21 protein-coding genes are annotated in these 18,454 nt (G+C 71.0%); 17 read left to right on the top strand and 4 right to left on the bottom strand.

Annotated elements, in window-relative coordinates; all coding sequences use genetic code 11:
* Window positions 1-126 precede the first annotated feature (126 nt).
* The 7 genes from ACIO5D_RS24460 (at window position 127) to ACIO5D_RS24430 (ending at window position 4,992) form a co-directional block, all read left to right on the top strand.
* On the top strand, window positions 127-279 hold the full coding sequence (locus ACIO5D_RS24460) for a hypothetical protein (protein ID WP_363614080.1): 153 nt from the start codon (window positions 127-129) through the stop codon (window positions 277-279).
* A gap of 123 nt (window positions 280-402) precedes the next feature.
* On the top strand, window positions 403-750 hold the full coding sequence (locus ACIO5D_RS24455) for a hypothetical protein (RefSeq protein WP_400797742.1): 348 nt from the start codon (window positions 403-405) through the stop codon (window positions 748-750).
* 574 nt (window positions 751-1,324) lie between these two features.
* Window positions 1,325-1,903: a hypothetical protein gene (locus tag ACIO5D_RS24450; RefSeq protein ID WP_363614084.1), complete on the top strand. Its 579-nt coding sequence runs from the start codon at window positions 1,325-1,327 to the stop codon at window positions 1,901-1,903.
* Window positions 1,904-1,936: 33 nt separating this feature from the next.
* The gene (locus ACIO5D_RS24445; RefSeq protein WP_400797739.1) at window positions 1,937-2,890 is read left to right on the top strand and encodes an AAA family ATPase; all 954 of its coding nucleotides are present in this window, start codon (window positions 1,937-1,939) and stop codon (window positions 2,888-2,890) included.
* Window positions 2,891-2,934: 44 nt separating this feature from the next.
* Entirely contained in the window at window positions 2,935-3,390 is a 456-nt protein-coding gene (locus tag ACIO5D_RS24440) for an HNH endonuclease (protein ID WP_400797737.1), read from the top strand.
* Complete coding sequence (locus tag ACIO5D_RS24435) at window positions 3,387-3,629, top strand: hypothetical protein (RefSeq protein WP_400797734.1); 243 nt, start codon at window positions 3,387-3,389, stop codon at window positions 3,627-3,629. The genes ACIO5D_RS24440 and ACIO5D_RS24435 overlap by 4 nt, the downstream gene beginning before the upstream one ends.
* Window positions 3,630-3,921: 292 nt before the next feature.
* Entirely contained in the window at window positions 3,922-4,992 is a 1,071-nt protein-coding gene (locus ACIO5D_RS24430; RefSeq protein WP_400797731.1) for an HNH endonuclease, read from the top strand.
* 142 nt (window positions 4,993-5,134) lie between these two features.
* On the opposite strand, the gene ACIO5D_RS24425 is transcribed toward ACIO5D_RS24430, so the two are convergent.
* Window positions 5,135-6,148 (bottom strand): IS3 family transposase, encoded by a 1,014-nt coding sequence (locus tag ACIO5D_RS24425; protein ID WP_400797728.1) that lies wholly within the window; start codon window positions 6,146-6,148, stop codon window positions 5,135-5,137.
* Window positions 6,149-6,336: 188 nt separating this feature from the next.
* On the opposite strand from ACIO5D_RS24425, the gene ACIO5D_RS24420 reads away from it, so the two are divergent.
* The 4 genes from ACIO5D_RS24420 (at window position 6,337) to ACIO5D_RS24405 (ending at window position 8,892) form a co-directional block, all read left to right on the top strand.
* Complete coding sequence (locus tag ACIO5D_RS24420) at window positions 6,337-6,906, top strand: hypothetical protein (protein ID WP_400797725.1); 570 nt, start codon at window positions 6,337-6,339, stop codon at window positions 6,904-6,906.
* A 90-nt stretch (window positions 6,907-6,996) separates the two neighbouring features.
* Window positions 6,997-7,848 carry a hypothetical protein gene (locus ACIO5D_RS24415; protein WP_400797722.1) on the top strand — a complete coding sequence of 284 codons (852 nt, stop codon included), beginning with the start codon at window positions 6,997-6,999 and terminating at the stop codon, window positions 7,846-7,848.
* A 47-nt stretch (window positions 7,849-7,895) separates the two neighbouring features.
* Window positions 7,896-8,564, top strand: coding sequence for a hypothetical protein (locus tag ACIO5D_RS24410; RefSeq protein ID WP_400797719.1), 669 nt, complete (start codon window positions 7,896-7,898; stop codon window positions 8,562-8,564).
* A 106-nt stretch (window positions 8,565-8,670) separates the two neighbouring features.
* On the top strand, window positions 8,671-8,892 hold the full coding sequence (locus ACIO5D_RS24405) for a DUF6928 family protein (protein WP_400758926.1): 222 nt from the start codon (window positions 8,671-8,673) through the stop codon (window positions 8,890-8,892).
* 84 nt (window positions 8,893-8,976) lie between these two features.
* On the opposite strand, the gene ACIO5D_RS24400 is transcribed toward ACIO5D_RS24405, so the two are convergent.
* Entirely contained in the window at window positions 8,977-9,153 is a 177-nt protein-coding gene (locus ACIO5D_RS24400) for a SitI3 family protein (RefSeq protein ID WP_400797801.1), read from the bottom strand.
* A gap of 108 nt (window positions 9,154-9,261) precedes the next feature.
* Window positions 9,262-9,690, bottom strand: a complete 429-nt coding sequence (locus ACIO5D_RS24395) for a MarR family transcriptional regulator (protein WP_400657631.1) — start codon at window positions 9,688-9,690, stop codon at window positions 9,262-9,264.
* 38 nt (window positions 9,691-9,728) lie between these two features.
* On the opposite strand from ACIO5D_RS24395, the gene ACIO5D_RS24390 reads away from it, so the two are divergent.
* The 5 genes from ACIO5D_RS24390 (at window position 9,729) to ACIO5D_RS24370 (ending at window position 16,210) form a co-directional block, all read left to right on the top strand.
* Window positions 9,729-10,553: an SAM-dependent methyltransferase gene (locus ACIO5D_RS24390; RefSeq protein ID WP_400797716.1), complete on the top strand. Its 825-nt coding sequence runs from the start codon at window positions 9,729-9,731 to the stop codon at window positions 10,551-10,553.
* A gap of 906 nt (window positions 10,554-11,459) precedes the next feature.
* Complete coding sequence (locus tag ACIO5D_RS24385) at window positions 11,460-12,344, top strand: hypothetical protein (RefSeq protein ID WP_400797713.1); 885 nt, start codon at window positions 11,460-11,462, stop codon at window positions 12,342-12,344.
* Window positions 12,341-13,726 carry a cytochrome P450 gene (locus ACIO5D_RS24380; RefSeq protein WP_400797710.1) on the top strand — a complete coding sequence of 462 codons (1,386 nt, stop codon included), beginning with the start codon at window positions 12,341-12,343 and terminating at the stop codon, window positions 13,724-13,726. Before ACIO5D_RS24385 ends, ACIO5D_RS24380 begins: the two co-directional genes overlap by 4 nt.
* Window positions 13,723-15,282, top strand: coding sequence for a prenyltransferase (locus ACIO5D_RS24375; protein WP_400797707.1), 1,560 nt, complete (start codon window positions 13,723-13,725; stop codon window positions 15,280-15,282). Before ACIO5D_RS24380 ends, ACIO5D_RS24375 begins: the two co-directional genes overlap by 4 nt.
* A gap of 601 nt (window positions 15,283-15,883) precedes the next feature.
* A complete protein-coding gene (locus ACIO5D_RS24370) occupies window positions 15,884-16,210 on the top strand; it encodes a putative quinol monooxygenase (protein ID WP_400657468.1) in 327 nt (108 codons plus the stop codon).
* A gap of 290 nt (window positions 16,211-16,500) precedes the next feature.
* Here ACIO5D_RS24370 and ACIO5D_RS24365 read toward each other — a convergent pair whose 3' ends face one another.
* On the bottom strand, window positions 16,501-16,791 hold the full coding sequence (locus ACIO5D_RS24365) for a DUF2716 domain-containing protein (RefSeq protein WP_400797799.1): 291 nt from the start codon (window positions 16,789-16,791) through the stop codon (window positions 16,501-16,503).
* A 177-nt stretch (window positions 16,792-16,968) separates the two neighbouring features.
* Between ACIO5D_RS24365 and ACIO5D_RS24360 the strand changes: the two genes are divergently transcribed.
* Entirely contained in the window at window positions 16,969-18,453 is a 1,485-nt protein-coding gene (locus ACIO5D_RS24360; protein WP_400797796.1) for a Dyp-type peroxidase, read from the top strand.
* Window position 18,454 lies beyond the last annotated feature (1 nt).

The following is an 18,454-nucleotide window of genomic DNA, read 5'->3' as shown; positions in this document are numbered from 1 at the left end:
GGCGGAACCAGCCACGGTCGATCGCCTTCACCACCGTCCGGGGACGCGTCAGCAGCGCGTCCACCAGCGGAACTCCACGCCTGTGCGGCACCACCTGCCCGCGCCCCTTCCTCCGGAGTCCTCCGCATGCCCCAGCACCATCTCACCGCTGCGCTCCGCGACTTCTTCTGCGAGCACACAGCCAGCAAGAGCCGCGTTCTGGCTCTCGTCGGCCACCAGGACGGACCGGACTCGCTCCAGGCCGTCCTCACCTGCCGCGAGCCCGAACTCGCCCAATGAGCCGCCGAACTGCTCCGCGCTCTGCGTTCGGGCTCCGACGCCCCGTTGGAGGAACATGTCGAGGACCTGTGCGGACGACTCCCTGATGCGCCGGCGGCCTCCCTCCGGCAGGCGGTGGCCCACGTGCGCGCCGGAACCTGGCCGGCCGCCGCAGAATCACTCTTCAACCTCGCCCTCCACTTCGCCCTCGACGACGCCCGCGACCTGCAGGACGAACTCGACGACAAGGAGGACGCCGTCCACGCCGCGCTGCCGGTCGACCGCGACGACTACGACTTCGGCGCCTGCACGGACATGTTCTTCCAGGACACCGACGTACTGATGCTCTACAGCGCCCGGTTCGACGGCATCGAGGACCCGGACGGCGAGACCAACCGGCAGATCGGCATGGGCGACCTGCGCGTGGCGGCCTGGTTCGAACCGTTCGGGAACGTGAAGACCCGCGACCCGCACCGCGACTTCCGTCGTTGAACGATTCACTTCCACGTAGAACGGTGGGGCCGAGGCGCGAGGTGCCCCGGCTCCACCGCTGCTTCGGTCGGAGAAGGACCGCCGGAGGCAGCTCCCGGGCCCGACACCTCGCCTTGTCGGCTTCCCGCACAGCAGCGCCTTGCGAACGGATGGCCGAACAGTTCAGGGCAGTCTCGTTCGGCACCCGAAGACCCGTGGGCAGCCACATCGTGCAACCACGTCCCGATCGCACTGGCCGCAGGGTCCGCCGGGGATGACTCGATCGATCCGGTGGGACCTTTGACGCCTTGCTCGAAGGTGTTCGACCGGTCACTCTCTGTGAATGGTCAACAGGTGCCGTGCCATGAAGAAGGACGGAAGGCTCTGCAGGAACCGGGTGCGGCAGCAGGGCCTGCGATGCCACCAGCACCAGGGCCTCCCGGGCGGCAGACGCCCCCTCGACCCGTCGCCGCGACGAGCCACGAACTCCTCCCAGCCCCATCCCACCGGCACGAGGACCCGCCGTCCCGCCGCCACGGTGAACCGCCCCTCCCGAAGCACGCGACCCGCTCCCACCCCCGCGCCGAGAACCCCCGTGATCCCGGTCCAACGCCGTCCGCAGCGGCCCGCACCGCGGGTGGTGAGCCGGGCGGAGTCGGACGGCGCGGCGCAGGTCTGCGTCGAACTCGTTTCCGGCGGCGGCAACGACGTGATCGTCTCCCAGGCGCTGCGGTACGCGAGCGAGTCGACTTGGAACGCCCTCCTCGAACAGCAGCGGGGGAGGGGCTGCGAGGCCCTTGCAACGCTTGCCCGGGCGCTGCTAGACGGCAGGAAGTCGTTGCACGGCATGGTCGGTGCCGTCATCGGCCGACTGTGGGCGGCCCTGGGCCGACCCCGGATCGAGCAGGTCTTCGCCCGGGAACTGGCCGGCCGGGTACCCCTGCCGTTCGGGTACGAGGTCGCCGCCGCGGCACGCGGCCTCCAAGCCGCCGGCATCCTCGTCTGCTTCACCGGCGGCGGCCCGATGCAGGACTGCGCCTGCCTGAAGGACCTCCTCGTCAATGAGGGCAGAGCCCAGTTCGAGAACCTGATCCACGGCGCACTCCACGACTGGAGCGAACTGCCCGGACGCATGCACGACCCCATCGCTTCGCCCGGATCTGCTCAGGCGTGACCACGAAGGCACGAACGTCTCCCGAGGGACCACGTGACCTCGTACTTCCCCGACCTGGTCGAGTCCTTGTGGCGGTGGCGCCCGGCCGCTTCGCGACACTGCCGCAGCCTGCACCCAGCCCTGCCGTCTCTTGCCGCTACTGCCCGTCCTGCGGTCGGTGGCCGGACGCCCACTGCTTCACACGCTCGATCACGTCGTCCGGGTCGGGGGCGGTCGAGTGGACGGTCAACTCGGCGTAGCCGGGATCCTCGATGGCCAGTGCCGGCAGACGGTGTTCGCGAAGCCGGGCGACGAGGTATCGTCCCGCGAGGAGATCGCCGGACCGAGTACACCATCGGGGACGTCGACTCCGACGGCCTGTGGGTGGCGCACGACGGCCGGTCGTTCGCCCTTCGGGAGATGAGTGACGGCTACCGCACCGTTGCCGCGCTCGTCGTTGACATCCTCAAGCAACTCCACGACACCTACGGCGCCATCCACGTCGAACGCGACAGTGGCCACCCCGTCGTGACCGTTCCCGGTGTCGTGATCATCGACGAGATCGACGCGCACCTGCACGTGTCGTGGCAGAAACGCATCGGTGGGTGGCTCAAGCAGCACTTCCCGCTGGTCCAGTTCCTGGTTACCACCCACAGCCCCTACATCTGCCAGGCGGCCGACCCCGCAGGGCTGATCCGCCTGCCTGGCCCCGACGTCGATGAGGCTCCCCAGGTCGTCGGGACCGACCTGTACGACCGGGTGGTGTTCGGCAGCGGCGACGATGCGGTGCTGTCCGAGCTCTTCGGTCTCGACACCCCGTACTCGCAGCGTGCGGACGAGGCCCGGGCGCTCCTGGTCGCGTTGGAGATGAAGATCGTGTCCGGTGAGGCCGGCGAGGACGAGCGGGAACGGTACCGCCTGCTGAAGCGGACACTGACCAGTTCCCCCTCTGCCCGGGTCGACGAGGTCGCGGCTCGGTTGTACTCCCTGACCGGGCACGTCGTGTGATCCGGATCCGGCGGCTTCCCCTGCCCGAACCGCCGCGCTCCCGCATGGCCGAGTGCACATCCGAGATCGTGCTGGCCCCGGAACCCGAGACCAAGGCGCGACAGCTCTGGAAGAACACCACGGTGCGACGCCACGTGCACGCGCCGCTGCGGGATCTCCTCGCCGACATGGCGGCCGGGCGGGAGCGGTGCATGTACTGCGGAGACAACCAGGCCACCGACATCGACCACTTCGAGCCGATCGACCGGCGTCCGATCCGCGCCTTCGACTGGACCAACCACCTCCTCGCCTGCTCGCTGTGCAACAGCCACCTGAAGGGTGCCGCTTTCCCGCTCGACGAAGGCGGGAACCCACTGCTGATCGACCCCACGGCCGAGGATCCGACACCGCACCTGCGCCTGTCCTGGCAGTCGGCAGGTACCACCCGCTCACGCCCAGGGGCCAGGCCACCATCGACGTGTTCGACCTCAACCGAGGCCTGTTGGCAAAGGGCAGGGTGAACGCCTACCACGTCACGAAGGCCTGCGTCGCCCAGTGGGCCGCAGCCACGGCCCAGGGCGACCACGAAGCAGCTGACCAGTGGGCCAGGGTCGTCAACGAACAGCCGATGGCCGATGTCGTGCAGGCGATGCTGCATCAGGCGCTCGATCCCGCCGCCGAGATCGTCTTCGAGGACGACTCCCGGCTCCTCGCACACCTTCGCGAGCCCGGGCTCAGGTCTGCCCTGCTCATCCGGTAGCGCCACGCTCTCCGTGAGTGATCCCGGGTTCGCGATTCGCCTGGCGTGCCGGCAGAGCGCGCGCTCACCATGACGCGCCGAGCAAAGATCACCTCCGTGGCTGGTGGGTGGTTGACCCGGATTCGCCCGCGACGGCCGGACTGGCCGGTGGGCCCGAGGGCACGGCCGTCGGGCGCCGGATGCACCTCTTGCTGAAGGGGCGTCGGATCACTGCTACTCGCTGTGACTGGAGGCGCTGGCGGACAACGCGACGACGGTTGGGCCGGTTGCGGAGGGAGAGGGTAGTCGGACGATGCCGATCTGGTTCGTCTACAGTCGAGCCGGTATGTCGACGGAAGGACATGGCGGCGTGGGGAACGACAGCGAGTACTGGCAGTGGCGCGACGAGGTTCTGAAGACCGAGAGCCGCGCCAAAGGAGGGGAGCCGTGCAGGCTGTGCGGGGAGGCCATAGCGCCGACCGCTCACTGGAAGCAGCGGGACCGCCATGTGTGCTCGCCCCGGTGCAACGCTACGCTCAATCGTCGGTTGAACCGGCAGATCGAACGGGGCGAGGTCAGCCCACCGACCGTGAACGCCCCGGATCCCCAACCGTCGCGTGGACCCCAGGTGTTCCGGACCCTGCCTCAGGACTCGCCATTTCCGTATGAGTTTCTCGGCTACTCGCCCAAGCCGGGCGATCTCGTCGAGCGCCACGGTTCTCGCACCGTCTACCTGCCGCTGTCGGTCCTGCTGCCGGAGAATATTCCCTGGCAGGTCACCGCAGGAGCACCGGACCACTGGCGGCTCGACCGCGTGGTGTTCGCCCTGCACGAGGAAACAGGCTCGACCTGTTTCTACGAGGTCGATGAGAGCGGCACCCCGACGTCGCTCCTCCTGGGCCAGTACCTCGGCCTGCACAAGGTCGACACATACACGCCCTTCGAAGCCCGCGGGCGGACCTGGCGCTGGTACCAGGAGATCATCCGCGACATCGACCAGGACGGCAACGAGTACACCTGGACGGCCCACGTCTGCGGCTTCCAGGACATCCCCACGCTGTGGACCCCCGCGTACGTAGCCCGCTCCCAGCGGCTCAAGCGCATCAGCGCAGCGGCCAGCAGCTACGCCAGCCGCATGCGCAGGCTCGGGCAGGAGGGCGAGATCGAGCGTCTGGACCCGCAGGCGATCTTCGAACGAGACGGTTGGGTCTGCCAGATCTGCCACACCGCAGTTGACCCGGCCTTGTCATGGCCCGACATGTGGTGCGCGACCCTGGACCACCGGGTGCCGGTGACTGCGGGTGGCGATCACACCAGCGACAACGTCCAGCTGAGCCATTGGATGTGCAACCTCCGCAAGGGCGACCTTTTCCTCACGGAGTGAGCGCGTTGTCTCTGCCGGACCTCTCCCAAAGACGGGCGTCTGCGCTGGCTCACTGCGGGAGAGCGACCATGGCACCGTCCCGGCGACAGTCCGGAACAGCGCCGGGGCGGAAGATTTCAAGTCCAGTGAGACGGTCGTGGCGTTATGAGGTTTGTGGTGCGGGTTCCCTGCGCTTGGCGGGGTCGTTGCTCCACGCTGTCTTCGGGATCTCGGGTGGTCTGGGGCGGCGGTCGAAGCGTTCGGGGTGCCGTGGGTAGGCCTCGGTGAGGGTGACGGCCCGCTGGTCGCGGATCTCCTCCGCGGTGCCGAAGTGGACGCCGGCGGGCGTGTGGGGTCCGATGCCCGAGTGCCGGTGCTCGTGGTTGTAGTACGAGATGAAGGCGTCGAACCATTCACGGGCGTGGGCCAGGGAGTCGAACCGCTCGGGATGGTCGGACATGTACTTGGTGGTCTTGAACTGGGCCTCGCTGTAAGGGTTGTCGTTGGAAACCTTGGGACGCGAGTGGCTTCTGGTGACGCCGAGGTCGATCAGCAGCTGGGAGACCTTCTTGGAGGTCATCGAGGTGCCCCGGTCGGCGTGCACGGTCTCGGGGGCGATGCCGTTGCGCGCGATGGCCTCGCGGATCAACTCCTCCGCCCGCTCGGCCGACTCGGCTGATTCGGCCGACTCGACGGTGTGGCCGACGATGTAGCGGCTGAAGATGTCGATGATGACGTAGGCGTGGTACCAGATGCCCTTGCTGGGGCCGGCAGCTTTGGTGATGTCCCAGGTGAAGACCTGGGAGGGTCCGTCGGCGACCAGTTCGGGCACCGTTTTGGCCGGGTGGGTGGCCCGGCGGCGGCGCTCACCGGACTGCCCCCGCTCGCGCAGGATCCGGTACATCGTGGAGACCGAGCAGTGGTAGCGCCCGGTGTCCAACTCACGGGCCCAGATCTGCGCGGGCGCCAGCTCCGCGTACTCGGGGCTGTTCATCAACTCCAATACCGCATCACGCTCTTCGGCTGTCAGGGCCGACGGCTGGACCTGCGGCGGCCTGGGCCCGCGCACGGGCAGCGGCTTCAGCCTGCGGTAGTGGGTGGCCCGGGAGCGGCCGGTCAGCCGGCACGCGGCCGTGATGCCCAGCTCGTGTTCGAGGCCGGTGAACGCCTCGTCCACGACGGGATCCGCGGCGTGCGTCAGTCCGCGCTCTCGGAGATCATTTCCAAGAGCGCCGACGCTTTTCCCAGGACCTCCAGCGGCTTCAAGCGTCTGGACGAACTGCTTCCCGGTGCTGGCCGGCGGAAGGCTGGGCGGGCAAAGAATTCAGGGGACACTCCGCGGTGCGCACAGCAGGATGACGCACTGTGAATCCCGCGCTGCTCGGCCTCGCCGTGAACCCCGCCCTCCCGCCCGACCTGGTTGACCGGCTGATCGACGCTGCGGACGAGGAGCTCGCAAGTGAGCTGGCGCTGCGTCCGGACCTGGACCGCGATCAGGTCCGCGCGCTGGCAGCTCGATCTGTCACGGTTGCCGTCCAGCTCGCCTACGGCTGCCGGCTGCAGCCGGAGGATGTCGATCCGGTCTCCCAGCCGTTCGCCGCACTCGCCCTGCTCGACCAGGGGGTCGGCCTGCCACAGTGGGCCCGGCACTTTGCCGCAGATCCGTGCGTGGAACACCGGGAGAAGCTGGCCGCGTGTCCCGGGCTCCAGCCGGACGTGGCCCGAAGCCTCGCCGACGACCCCGGCACCCGGGTCGTCGCCGAACTCGCCCGATGGGCCCCGACGTACCTGGCCGCCGAACTCGCGTGCCATCCGCATGCAGAGGTCCGCCGCGCGGTCGCCGGCAATGAGGCGACGCCAGCGGAGCTGCTGGCGGCGCTGCTCACCGGCGAAGGCCTGCCTGCGGTGCGGTTCTGCCGAGTCTGCGACCAGTAGGAGGTGCCCTTCGTCCATGCGCCGGACTGCCCTCATGGCGATTGCGTGCTGTTGCCCGGGGACGCGTGTGATGGATCCCATCAGTCCGCCGTGCACGACATTCAGTGGCAGGCGCTGCACAACGCGGCCACCCCGGCGCCGGCCGTGGCCCGGTTCACCGACCACCCGTCGGCGCTGCTGCGTGAACTCGTCGCCGCACGCGAGGGTCTGCCGCGGCACGCCTACGCGCAACTGGCCGGGGACCCTGTGCCGTGGGTCCGCGCGGCACTGGCGAAGAACCCGTCGATCGACGAGGCCCTGGTCCGCAGGCTGGCCCAGGACCACGGCCACGACGTCCAGCGGTCCCTCGCACACCATCCGGGTCTGCCGCTGGACGTGTTGGCACAGCTCACCCGCTCCACCAAACTCGGCTCTCCGCTGCTCCCACGCATCGCTGCGGCCACGCTTGCGGAGGTTGTCGACCTCGCCACGGCCGCCGACCCGACCCGGCGCATGCTGATCGCCCTGCGCCGGGACCTGCCGGACGCGATCCGCGACATGCTCGTCCGCGACTGCGACGCGAAGGTCCTCAAAGCAATCGCCCCGCACCCGGGTCTCACCGAGGACCAGCTGCTCGCCATGATCGACCGTCACGGTCTCCGCGTGGCCGCCAAGGCCGCCACGAACCCTGACGCGACCGCGCTCGTCCTGGAGGGACTGACCCGTCAGCCCGTCTCCGCGCGCAAGGCCTTTCGGGAGGTCGCCCGCCACCCGAACGCCTCGCTCGCGGCGCTTCTCGCATGTCTGGCGGACCCGCAGGCCCGCCGCGTCGCCGCCGCGCGTCCAGAGATCCCTTCCGCAGTCCTCGTCGGCCTTCTGGCCGACGAGGACTGGCAGGTCGTGACGGCGGCCGCCGCCAACCCTTCCCTCCCCGCTGATGTCATGACCGGGCTCCTGCCCTGAGGCGCAGACTGCTCTCGATCGTCCGGCTGTCGGCGGTGGCCTGTTCAATGACCGTCATGAACGTTCAGGAGCTCGTGACTGTGCTTCCCGACCCCGGTGTCCTGCGTGCCCGCTGCCGGGCGCTGGCGCTGCTCGACATCGTGCTCGACGGCTTCGCCCCGAGGCACGGCTATGTCCCGGGCTGGCGTGCGGGCGTGGACCTGGCCACGATGGAGAACGGTTCCGGTGATCTGTACGGGATCGTCTTCGATCCGGCCGGGGTCTTTCTCTACGGTTTTGACCATGAATGCGACGCCACGCCGTGGCGGGAGTGGCCCAGGGCGCACTGGCCTGGGCTGCTGGAGGGCCTGCCCGCCGCGCTGGCGCACTACCCGGCTGATCCGGAGCTGCAGTTCGAGGGCTTCTTCGACGTGACGGTGTGTGCCTGGCGCGAGACGGGCGCGACCTCGTGGCAGTGCGGTCCTGTGGTTTTCGAGCCCGGGGAGTCCGATGGAGCTGGTTGGCTCTTCGGGGTGCTGACCGACGGCAGTGCCGAGGCCGTCTGCAGTGACGCGGAGGACTACTACGAACGGCCCGTCGACCGGCAGGCTGTCGCCGCGCTCCTGGCGGGCGCCCCGCTGGACCCTCGGACGGTCGGTGCGCTCAATCCGGCGGCGGACTTCGAGGTGATGGCCGAGCGTGCCGGCCTACTCGGCTACGCGGTGGCGGATGCCTGAACGAGCGGCCGGCTGTGCCTCCTCTTGTCGGTGCTCGTGAGTAGGGTGCGACCCCAACGCGCCTTCACTGCAAGGAGGATCCTTGGGCGCGAAGACTGGTCTGCTGGTGTACGCCGACGGGGACGTGCCTCGTCGCCTGGGGCAGGTGGGTGGGGCGGACCTGGGGCGGACGGCCGCCATGATGCGGCGCCTGTACCCGGGTTGGGTGATCGAAGCGGCTGGCGGTTCGACCTTGTGGGACGGGGTCTACCCTCCGGACGATCGGGCCTACGCGGCTGTGAGCTGCTCTGGCCTTCTTGGGGTCCAGAATGTCACCGTAGGTCGGTAAGGGGCCAGATGGGGGTCGGCCCCGGTGGGTGGGGTGCCGGGGCCGACTCTTCACTGCTCACCAACCCGCGGCGGTGGTCGCCGTTCAGTCCTGATCGGAGAACTCGTAGTTCTTTCGACGGTAGGGGCTGGAGATGGCGGCAAGGCGGCTCGGCGGCCAGATGTCGCCGTGCTCGCTCAGGCTCGGCTCGCCGTCCAGCCGTACCAGCCAGACCGTCTCCGACTGGAAGTGCAGGACCGCGTCACCGGGTACCTGGGCCAGTTCGTCCGCCGGACCTGACCGTGCCCAAACCCCGTCTGTGCGCCCAGGGTTACTGGCGTCCCTGACCCCCGGCCGACCGGGCCGACGGTGCGCCGGGCCCGGGGTGCGTCAGGGCAGCAGCAGGGTGGCGAGTTCGTCGAGCAGTTCCACCGCCCGGCGGGCCCGCTGATCGTCCGGCACCGCCCGGGCGATCACCGGTTCCACCGGTTCGGCGACCCAGCCGTGGACGGCCTGGCGGGCCATCGCGGAGACGGTGAGCAGGGTGCGCCGGCCGTCCGACGGGTCGGCGGCCGCGTCCAGCAGCCCGCGTTCGCGCAGCCGCGCGACCGACCCGGAGACGTGGCTCTGCGCGAAGCCCGTCCGTACCCGGATCTCCTGGACGGAGCTGGCGGGGTGGCCGAACACGTCGGCGATCACCGCGACCTCGCCGGGGGTGAGGGTCTGCGAGGCCGGGTCGGTGACCATCTCCCGGCCGAGTTCGGTCAGCCGCTTGCCGAGTCTGAGAAGCCGTACGCCGTCCACCCCGAAAGAATACATCTTCACAGATGCATCGGTGCCGATGTAAATTCTCGGCCATGACGCCCCAGACCCCCGAGGCCCTGAGCCCGGTGTCCCGCACCGCCCTGTCCGTCGCCCTGGTGCGGGCCTACGAGAGCGCCCGGCCCGAACCGCTGTTCACCGACCCCTACGCCGCCGCCTTCGTCGCCGCCGCCGGGATGCCGCTGCCCGACGGGCCCCACGGACCTCTCGCCAGGCGCCTGGTCGCCCAGGGCATCCTGCGCACCCGCTTCTACGACGACCGCCTCCTCGCCGCCGGAACCGGCCAGGTCGTGCTGCTCGCGGCCGGCCTGGACACCCGCGCCCACCGGCTCGCGTGGTCGTCCGGCACCCGACTGTTCGAACTCGACCTCGCCCCGGTGCTGGCCTTCAAGCAGCGGGTCCTGGACGGGCTCGGCGCCGCCCCCGCCTGCGAACGCGTCCCGCTGGCCGCCGACCTGGTCGACCCCGACTGGCCCGCCCTGCTCACCGCGGCCGGGTTCGACCCCGGGCGGCCCACCGCCTGGCTGGCCGAGGGCCTGCTGGTCTACCTGAGCGCCGACGAGGCGGCCGGCCTGCTCGCTGCCGTCGGCGCGCTCTCCGCCCCCGGCAGCCGCCTGCTGCTGGAACAGGGCCGCGACGTCACCGGCACCCCGCAGGACCCGGCGCTCGCCCACATCACCGCACTGTGGCGGGGCGGCCTCGGCCCCGGCACCCACGACTGGCTCGCCGCCCGCGGCTGGACCACCCACCTCACCTCCCTCGACCACCTCGCCACCACCCACGCCCGCCCCCTCCCGCCCGCCGCCGGCCCCGGCGCCCCCGGCTTCATCGAAGCCCACCGCACCGGGCCCGCCGCATGACGGCATAGCTCTGACCTGGCGTGATCCCTTGACCTGCGCTCAGATCGCCTACGGCTCCCTTCAGCGGCTCGCGGCCTTGTGGATCACGTTCGGCGGGGCAGGCGCCGACGGCCTGGGTGAACGTGCGGTTGCCGACAGGTCGACGGCTGTCACGCGGAGTCGCCGAGGGGAGCGGGTGGTCAGAGCCCTCCGTTGTCACCCTGGGTGATTGTCGAGGGGATGCGTCGTGTGTCCGGGCGGGCGGTCTCGGTGGCGGGTCAGGTGAGCCGGTCGCGGTGTCGGGCGGCGGTTTCGGGGACGAGGTGGGCGAAGCGTTCGCGGCTGCGGTCCTGGGTGCTGTTCGGCCTGTTCGTCGTTCCGGTCCTCCGCCTCGTCGGCATCGGCGTCCTCGTGGTCGGGGTCGTCGTATTCCTCGTGGAGGAGCTGGCAGGCGTGGATGCCGGTGAGGAGGTCTTCGAGGTGTTCGCGCACTTGAAGGACGCAGGCTGGCGCCGCGGGTCGTCGGCAGCACCCCCACCGCGCCTGGTCCCGGGCGCGATGGCACGCCGTCGCAGGCCGTCGGCCCCGCCATGTCCGCAGGGTTGCAGCAGTCGTCCCACCGTGCGACATGCGGGAGTCAGTCCCAGGAGGTCGGCCGTCACCGGAGCCCGCACCCGACCCGAAGGCTGCGAAGGGGCGGGGAAGCGGTGGAAGCGTGGGTGTGGCGGATGGGACGGCGGGTATCAATCGCGCGTCGGACAACGCAGTTTGATGCTGTGACACAACGGCGCCGGCCAAGGGAGTGAATGTGCGCGGCGAGGACGTCGGGTGACGGCGGCGAACGCGACGGGTCGTCCGGTGAGCGCCGGTGGCACCGGTCTCGCGGGGCCCGAAGTCGCTGTCGCCGCGTTCCTGCACCGTTGGGGCATGGTGCCCGAGGGCGAGGTGAGGGACCGTCTGCTGCGCACGGGGATCGGCGGCAGTGTGGCCCGGTGCTTTCCGGCGGCCGACGCGGACGGCAAGCGGATCATCACCGAGGCCTTCACCTGGTTCACGGCCTTCGACGACCTCCACGAGCCCGGGACCGGCCCCGAGGCTGCGGACACGGCCGCCGCGATCGCCGGCCTCGTCGCCGTCCTGGACCTGGACGGCGCTGGCGAGTCGCCTGCCGGCTGCGGCACCGGGCAGGGCGCGGCGGTCGCCGCGTTCGCGGCGGTGAGCGCCGAACTGCGCCGCCGGCTCACCCCTGCGCAGTTCGGCCGGCTGGCGGACGCGGTCCGCGGCTACCTCCTCGCCGTGCTGTGGGAGCACTCGGCCCGCGACGTCCGCGCGGCCGACTACCTCGCCATGCGGCGCCACCTGAGTTTCGCCCGTCTGCTCCCGCCGCTGCTCGAATGGACGACGGGCCGCGAACTCCCGGCCGGCCTGCACGACGCCCCGGTGACCCGCCGGCTGCTGACCGAGTTCTGCGACGTCGTCCTGATCCACAACGACCTCGTCTCCTTCGCCTGGGAACAGGCGCACCGGGGACGGGCCGAGGACCTGTCCAACCTGATCACGATCACCGCACGCGACACCGGGCGCCCGAACGCGGAAGCCGCCGCGGTCCTGCGAACGATGCTCGACACGGCGCTCGACCGGTACCGCGTACGGCGCGCCGCCGTGGCGGTCGGCGCCCCACAGGCCGGCGCCTACCTGGGCGCGCTGGACGACTTCCTCGCCGGGCTGCTCTCCAACGGTCTGCCGGGCCGCTACGGAACCGGGCCGGCGCCGCGCGCACCACTCTCCGACGACGACGGGCGGCACGCATGAGCGGGGGCCCGGTACTGCCCCAAGTGCCCGGCGCGCTACCGCTCCTGGGACACACCGTCGCCCTCCTGCGCGCGCCGCTGGCGTTCCTGGAGCGGCTTCCGGCGTACGGCGAAGTGGTGGAGGTCCGCCTCGCCGGCCGCAGGATCGTCGTGGTGTGCGACCCGGAGCTGACCCGGACGATGCTGGTCCACGACCGGGTCTTCGACAAGGGCGGCCCGCTCTACCAGCGGCTGCGCGAGGCGGGCGGGCACGGTGTCGCCAGCTGCCCCGCGAGCGACCACCGCCGCCAGCGCCGCCTCGTCCAACCGGCGTTCCACCAGCCCCGACTGCCCGGCTACGCCCAGGTCATGACCGACCGCGTGGAGAAGACTCTCGGCAGCTGGCGCAGCGGGCAGCGGATCGACCTCACCCAGGAGGCCCGGAAGATCACCGCCGGCGTGGTCATCGCCGCCTTCTTCGGCACCGGCCTGGACGAGGCCGCCCACGCCCGCCTGGCCGCCGACTTCACCGTCATGATGGCGGGCTTCTCCCGGCGCATCCTCATGCCCGAGGCGCTGTGCGCACTCCCCATCCCCGGAAACCTGCGCCACCGGAGAGCCACCGAACGCATCCGCCAGGAGCTGGGCCGGCTGATCGCCGACCAACGCAGCGCCGACACGGCCGCGGACGCCGCCCCGAACCTGCTGTCCCTGCTGCTGGCGGCCCGCGACCCCGACAGCGACGCCGACGCCTTCACCGACCACGAACTCGTCGACCAGGCCATCACCATGTACACCGCGGGCACCGAGACCACCGCGGGCGCGGTCTGCTGGGCGCTCCACCTCGCCGCCACCCACCCCGACGCCCAGGAGAAGCTGCGCACCGAGGCGCGCACCGTCCTCGGCGGACGCGCCGCGACCTGGGAGGACCTGCCCCGACTCGGCTACACCCGGCAGGTCCTCACCGAAGCGATCCGGATGTACCCGCCGGGCTGGTTCCTCACCCGGGAGACCACCGGCGCCACCGAACTCGGCGGACACCACCTGCCGGCCGGCACGACCGTCGCCTACAGCCCCTACCTGATCGGGCGCCTGCCCGCGCTCTACGAGGACCCCGGCCGCTTCGACCCCGACCGCTGGCAGGCAGGAGAACGGACTCCGCAGGCCCCGGCCACCGTCTTCGGCGGCGGCGCCCGCTCCTGCGTCGGCGACCGGTTCGCCATGGTCGAGGGCGTCCTGCTGCTCGCCTCCATGGTCGGCCGCTGGCACCTCGAACTCACCCCCGACAGCCTCGCACTGCCCCGGCTCCCGCAACTCACCCTCAACCCCGGCCGCATGAGGGCCACCGTCACCGTACCCAGCGGGATCGACACCCCGCCGCAGCGGCAGTGCCCGGCGTCATGAACCACACCGTCGCCAGGCCCGCCCTGCCCGGCCCCGGCGCGCCGCCCGGCCCCGGCGGACCCGCGCAGCGCGCCGAGCGGGCGCGGCACCTCCTCGAACAGGTCGACGCCGACCCGTGGGGGCAGTTCACCCCGTCCGTCTACGAGACCGCACGCGTCCACGCCCACCTGCCCCGCCTGCCCGGCGCCGCGAAGAGAGTCGGATGGCTCCTCGACCAGCAGAGGGCCGACGGCCGGTGGGGCACCGGCTCCACCGGACACCAGGTGCTTCCGACCCTCAGCGCCACCGCCGCGCTGCTGTCCCACCTGCACGACGAGCCGCCACAAGGCCGGATCCCGGCAGCCGTCACCCGTGCCCTGGCCGCCCTGCGGCACATACCCGGCCACGGCGCACCACCGGACACCGCAGCCGTCGAACTCCTCGTCCCCGCCCTGCTGGCCGAGGTCAACCGGCTCCTCGACGCCCCGGCCAGCGGCCGGTACCCCGCACTGCACCACTCACCCCGCCTCGGCCCGCTCTGCGGCCAACCCGCCGACCTTCCCACCGCGCTCACGCACCGGCTCCACCGGCTGCCGCAGCTGCCCGTCAAATGGCACCACTGCTACGAGGCACTGGCCGCCCGGATCCCCGACCGCCTCGTCCCGCCGCCTCCCACCGGGCTGCTCGGCGCCTCGCCCGCCGCCACCGCCGCCTGGCTCGCCACCACACCCGCCTCCCCCTCCCACCGCCCGGCCGCAGCCGCCCTCGAAGCCACCGCGCACCGCTACCGCGGCCTGCTGCCCGAAACGGCTCCACTGGCGGCGTTCGAACGCCTCTGGGTCCTCTCCGCGTTCGCCAAGACCGGACTGCTGACCGGAGCCGAACACCTGGCCCGACGATGGCTCGAACCCCTCACCGAGCACGGCAGCGTGCGCGGCGCACCCGGACTCGCGCCGGACGCCGACGACACCGCCATGGCGCTCTTCGTCGCCGCCGAACTCGGCCTGCCGCACGACCACGACGCGCTCGCCCCGTTCCGGACCGGCGACCACTTCGCCTGCTACCTCGGCGAGGACACCGGCTCCCTTTCCGCCAACGCCCACGCCCTGCTCGCGCTCGGCGCCTGCCTGCCCCACCACCCGGCCCACCGCGAGGCAGTCGCCGCACTGCGCACCTGGCTCACCTCCCAGCAGACCCCCGCCGGCCACTGGACCGACAAGTGGCACGCCTCACCCCTGTACGCGACCAGCCGCGCCGCCACCGCACTGGCCCGCCACGGCGGCCCCACCGCCCGCCCCGCACTGCGCCGCGCCGCCGAATGGGCGATGCGGACCCAGCACCCCGACGGCTCCTGGGGCATCTGGGGCCCCAGCGCCGAGGAAACCGCCTACGGCAGCCAGATCCTGCTCGCCGCCCCGACCACCCCCACCGAGCCCCTCACCCGCGCCCGCACCTACCTCGCCCACCACCTGACCGACGCCCCCGCGAACCCGCCCCTGTGGCAGGACAAGACCCTCTACACCCCCACAGCCGTCGTCGAGGCCGAGCTCCTCGCCACCCTCCACACACTCCCCTGAACAACCCCGGCCACCAGTTGGGCCGGATGGACACCCCGAACCCCACCGAGAGGAGCACCACGCCACCCGTCGCCACGCCGGGTACGGCGCGGGCACAGCGGCGATCCGACGTAGCCTGCGCCGACCTGACCCATCGTCAACCACCCCTCCGTCATCCCGTCGAGGACCGTGCTGATCGACATCGGGCGGTGACGGCGGCGGTCTCCCGGGATCGCAACCGGGGGACTTTCCCGGCGGCCGGCGGCCGGTGGCCTGTTGGCGGGCCGGCTGCGCCGGTGGGTGGCGTCGCGGTGGCGCCGCTCGGTCGCCTCCAGCTCGGCGCGGGCCTCGGTGACCTGCCGGTGCCGAGGTTCGCCGCCTCGTCGGGCGTGGCGGCAGAGCGCGCGGGGCGGTGCGCGAGGCACGTCAGAACCACGCGGTGGTGATCGTGTACGAGTCCGGTCCGGTGGTGTCGGGGTCCACCGGCTGACCGGCCTGGGTCGCGTGGCGCCTCCCGTGTCGCAGACCACCCGTCTGACCTGCGACGATTGCCACCGTGCTCGCTGAGCAGCCTGCCCTTACCCGCACTGCCACGTGTGAACGTGGAGCGAAAGGAAGTCCCATGATCTTCATCACGGTCAAGTTCGCGGTCCGCCCCGAGCGCGCCGACGACTGGCTCAGCCTGGTCGACGACTTCACCCAGGCCACCCGCAACGAGCCCGGCAACCTCTTCTTCGAGTGGTCCCGCAGCGTCGACAACCCCAACGAGTTCGTCCTGGTCGAGGCGTTCCGCGACGGCGACGCGGGCAAGGAGCACGTGGAGTCCGCGCACTTCACCAAGGCCATGGACGACCTGTCGTACGCGGTGGCCACCAAGCCGCAGATCGTCTCGATCGAGATCCCCGGCATGGACGGCTGGGGGGAGATGGGCGAGATCACCCCCCGGTGACCTCCGAGGGCTGCTGTGCCCGAGGAGCGCAGGAGCGGGGGAGAGGAAGGGGCCGTGTCGGTTGACCACGGGGAACGGCCGGTCGATCCGAGGATCGACCGGCCGTTCGGTGTCCGTGGACGCGGCTGAACGCCGATGGGGACAGCAGGCCTCACCTGCGGGGTGGTGCGGGAGACGCTGGAAACGTTCCGCTCGATCAGGTCCAGCAGGCGTCGGACGGCCTCGTCCGCGTCGGGCCGGTGGACGGCGACGATGCGGCTGTACGGGCAGGGGGAGGAGCCCAGTGGGCTTCACCCCGGACTATCGGTCTTCGGGAGATCCGGACGGAGCCCGTAACAGGTGTGCTGCCAGTCCAGTATCCGGAGCGACTCCCCTGGCTTGCTGCAGCCGGTGAGGCCGTCCCGCACGACGTCGACCAGACGGTCGAGCTTTCGGTAGCCGGGGTCGTCGTTCAGCTCGTCGAGACTCCACGTGATCGAAGGCGAGGGCTCCGTGATGCCCGGGAACTCGTAAATGCTGGGCCGGAAGTCGAACTTGGCATCGAAGCGGTCCCAGGTCCCGGCGTATTCGGGGTCGTACAGCCGGGCGGCGCCGGGTGACCCCGCCGAGGGGCTGACCTCCGTTTGACAGGTCCCGTCGGCGACAGCGAACCTACTCTAGGTATCCGATTCGTCACTTCTTGTGATCGATGGCGCCGCGCCGTCCGTGTGCGAATCCGCTGCCGCCCGCCACCTCATGCGAGGAGCCCCACCGTGACCATGACTCCCATCCGTCCCACGGCCGTCCCATCCGTCGAGCAGCTGCCCCAGCCGGAGCTGCGTGGGTCCACCGACATCCAGGGCAACATCCTGGCCGCGTTCAACAAGGACTTCACGGACTTCCGCTACCTGCACTTCCCTGACGCCGCCAGGGGCCGCGGCTGGCTCTCCGCGATCCTCAACACCGTCGCGACGACCAATGAGACGGAGGACTTCAACGAGCAGTTCTCGCTGGCCCGCCGGGCCTTCGGCCGCGACCCCGCGATCACGGCCGTCCGCTGCGGGGTCTCCCTCACCTTCGAGGGCCTCGTGACGGTCGCCAACAAGCCCGACCAGATCAAGAAGGACCTCAGCGCCTTCGCGTCGTTCTGCGCGGGCGCGGCCGCGCGGGCCCAGGATCTCGGGGACACCGGCGAGAGCGACCCCAAGACCTGGCTGTTCGGGGCCGGGACCGGCGACAAGGTCGTGCACGCGGTCCTCGTCGTCGCCGCGGACACCGAGGAACTGCTGAGGGAGAAGCTGAAGAACCTCGACACGGTCGAGCAGACCCACCAGATCACGCGCGTCCATGTCGACGAGGGCCGCACCCTGACGGGCGACCTGAGGGGCCACGAGCACTTCGGCTACAAGGACGGCATCTCCCAGCCCGGCGTCAAGGACTTCCACCGCGAGGACGCGGGCCGCAAGGGCTTCCGCGACAACCACGCCGGGACCGAGCTGATCGAACCCGGCGAGTTCGTCTTCGGCTACAAGAGCGAACAGGGCGACCGGAAGGCGCCGGCGTGGATGAAGAACGGCTCCCTCCAGGTGGTGCGCCGCCTTCGCCAGGACGTCGCCGGCTGGAACAAGGCCGTGGTGGACGGCGTCAAGGACTTCACCGGGAACATGGACGCCAACCGGCTCGGTGCCTGTCTGGTCGGCCGGGCCAAGGACGGCACACCGCTCGCCCCGCCGTGCAGCGCCGTGACCGGCCTCGGCTCGGACCGCAACGACTTCGACTACGTGAACGACGCCATCGGCCAGCACACCCCCTGGGCCGCGCACATCCGCCGTACCCATCCGCGCGCCTTCGCCGGCATCGTCGACAACAAGCCGAAGAGCCACCGCCTGATGCGCCGCGGCATCCCGTACGGCCCTGAGTTCAAGGGCGGCCCGGACGACGGCAAGGACCGCGGGCTGATGTTCGTCTGTTACGGCAGCTCGCTGGAGGAGCAGTTCGAACTGGTCCAGCAGCACTGGTCCAACTCCGACACGTTCCCCCCTGGGGAGAGCCGGCCCGACCAGGTGGTCGCCAACGGCTTCGACAAGGTCAGCGGTCTCGCCGGCCAGGCCTCGATCGAGCTCGCGGACGGTACCTCCGGCACGGTCGACATGAAGCGCTTCGTCCGTACCACGGGCGCGCTCTACGCCTTCACCCCCTCGATCAGCACGCTGCGGCTGCTCGCCGAGGGCAAGGACCTCCCCAACAAGTCGATCGGCTCCTGAG

Origin of the sequence: Kitasatospora sp. NPDC087315 (genome assembly GCF_044744345.1) — a bacterium.
Classification (GTDB): Bacteria; Actinomycetota; Actinomycetes; order Streptomycetales; family Streptomycetaceae; genus Kitasatospora.
Note: the sequence above shows the minus strand (reverse complement) of the source record. Positions and strands in the feature narration are given on the sequence as shown.

Bases quoted from the DNA above. Each gene is read 5' to 3' on its own strand.
- ACIO5D_RS24460 (WP_363614080.1), top strand. From the start codon at position 127: ATGCCCCAGCACCATCTCACCGCTGCGCTCCGCGACTTCTTCTGCGAG.
- ACIO5D_RS24440 (WP_400797737.1), top strand. From the start codon at position 2,935: ATGGCCGAGTGCACATCCGAGATCGTGCTGGCCCCGGAACCCGAGACC.
- ACIO5D_RS24430 (WP_400797731.1), top strand. From the start codon at position 3,922: ATGCCGATCTGGTTCGTCTACAGTCGAGCCGGTATGTCGACGGAAGGA.
- ACIO5D_RS24410 (WP_400797719.1), top strand. From the start codon at position 7,896: ATGACCGTCATGAACGTTCAGGAGCTCGTGACTGTGCTTCCCGACCCC.
- ACIO5D_RS24395 (WP_400657631.1), bottom strand. From the start codon at position 9,690: ATGTATTCTTTCGGGGTGGACGGCGTACGGCTTCTCAGACTCGGCAAG.
- ACIO5D_RS24390 (WP_400797716.1), top strand. From the start codon at position 9,729: ATGACGCCCCAGACCCCCGAGGCCCTGAGCCCGGTGTCCCGCACCGCC.
- ACIO5D_RS24385 (WP_400797713.1), top strand. From the start codon at position 11,460: ATGGTGCCCGAGGGCGAGGTGAGGGACCGTCTGCTGCGCACGGGGATC.
- ACIO5D_RS24380 (WP_400797710.1), top strand. From the start codon at position 12,341: ATGAGCGGGGGCCCGGTACTGCCCCAAGTGCCCGGCGCGCTACCGCTC.
- ACIO5D_RS24375 (WP_400797707.1), top strand. From the start codon at position 13,723: ATGAACCACACCGTCGCCAGGCCCGCCCTGCCCGGCCCCGGCGCGCCG.
- ACIO5D_RS24370 (WP_400657468.1), top strand. From the start codon at position 15,884: ATGATCTTCATCACGGTCAAGTTCGCGGTCCGCCCCGAGCGCGCCGAC.
- ACIO5D_RS24360 (WP_400797796.1), top strand. From the start codon at position 16,969: ATGACTCCCATCCGTCCCACGGCCGTCCCATCCGTCGAGCAGCTGCCC.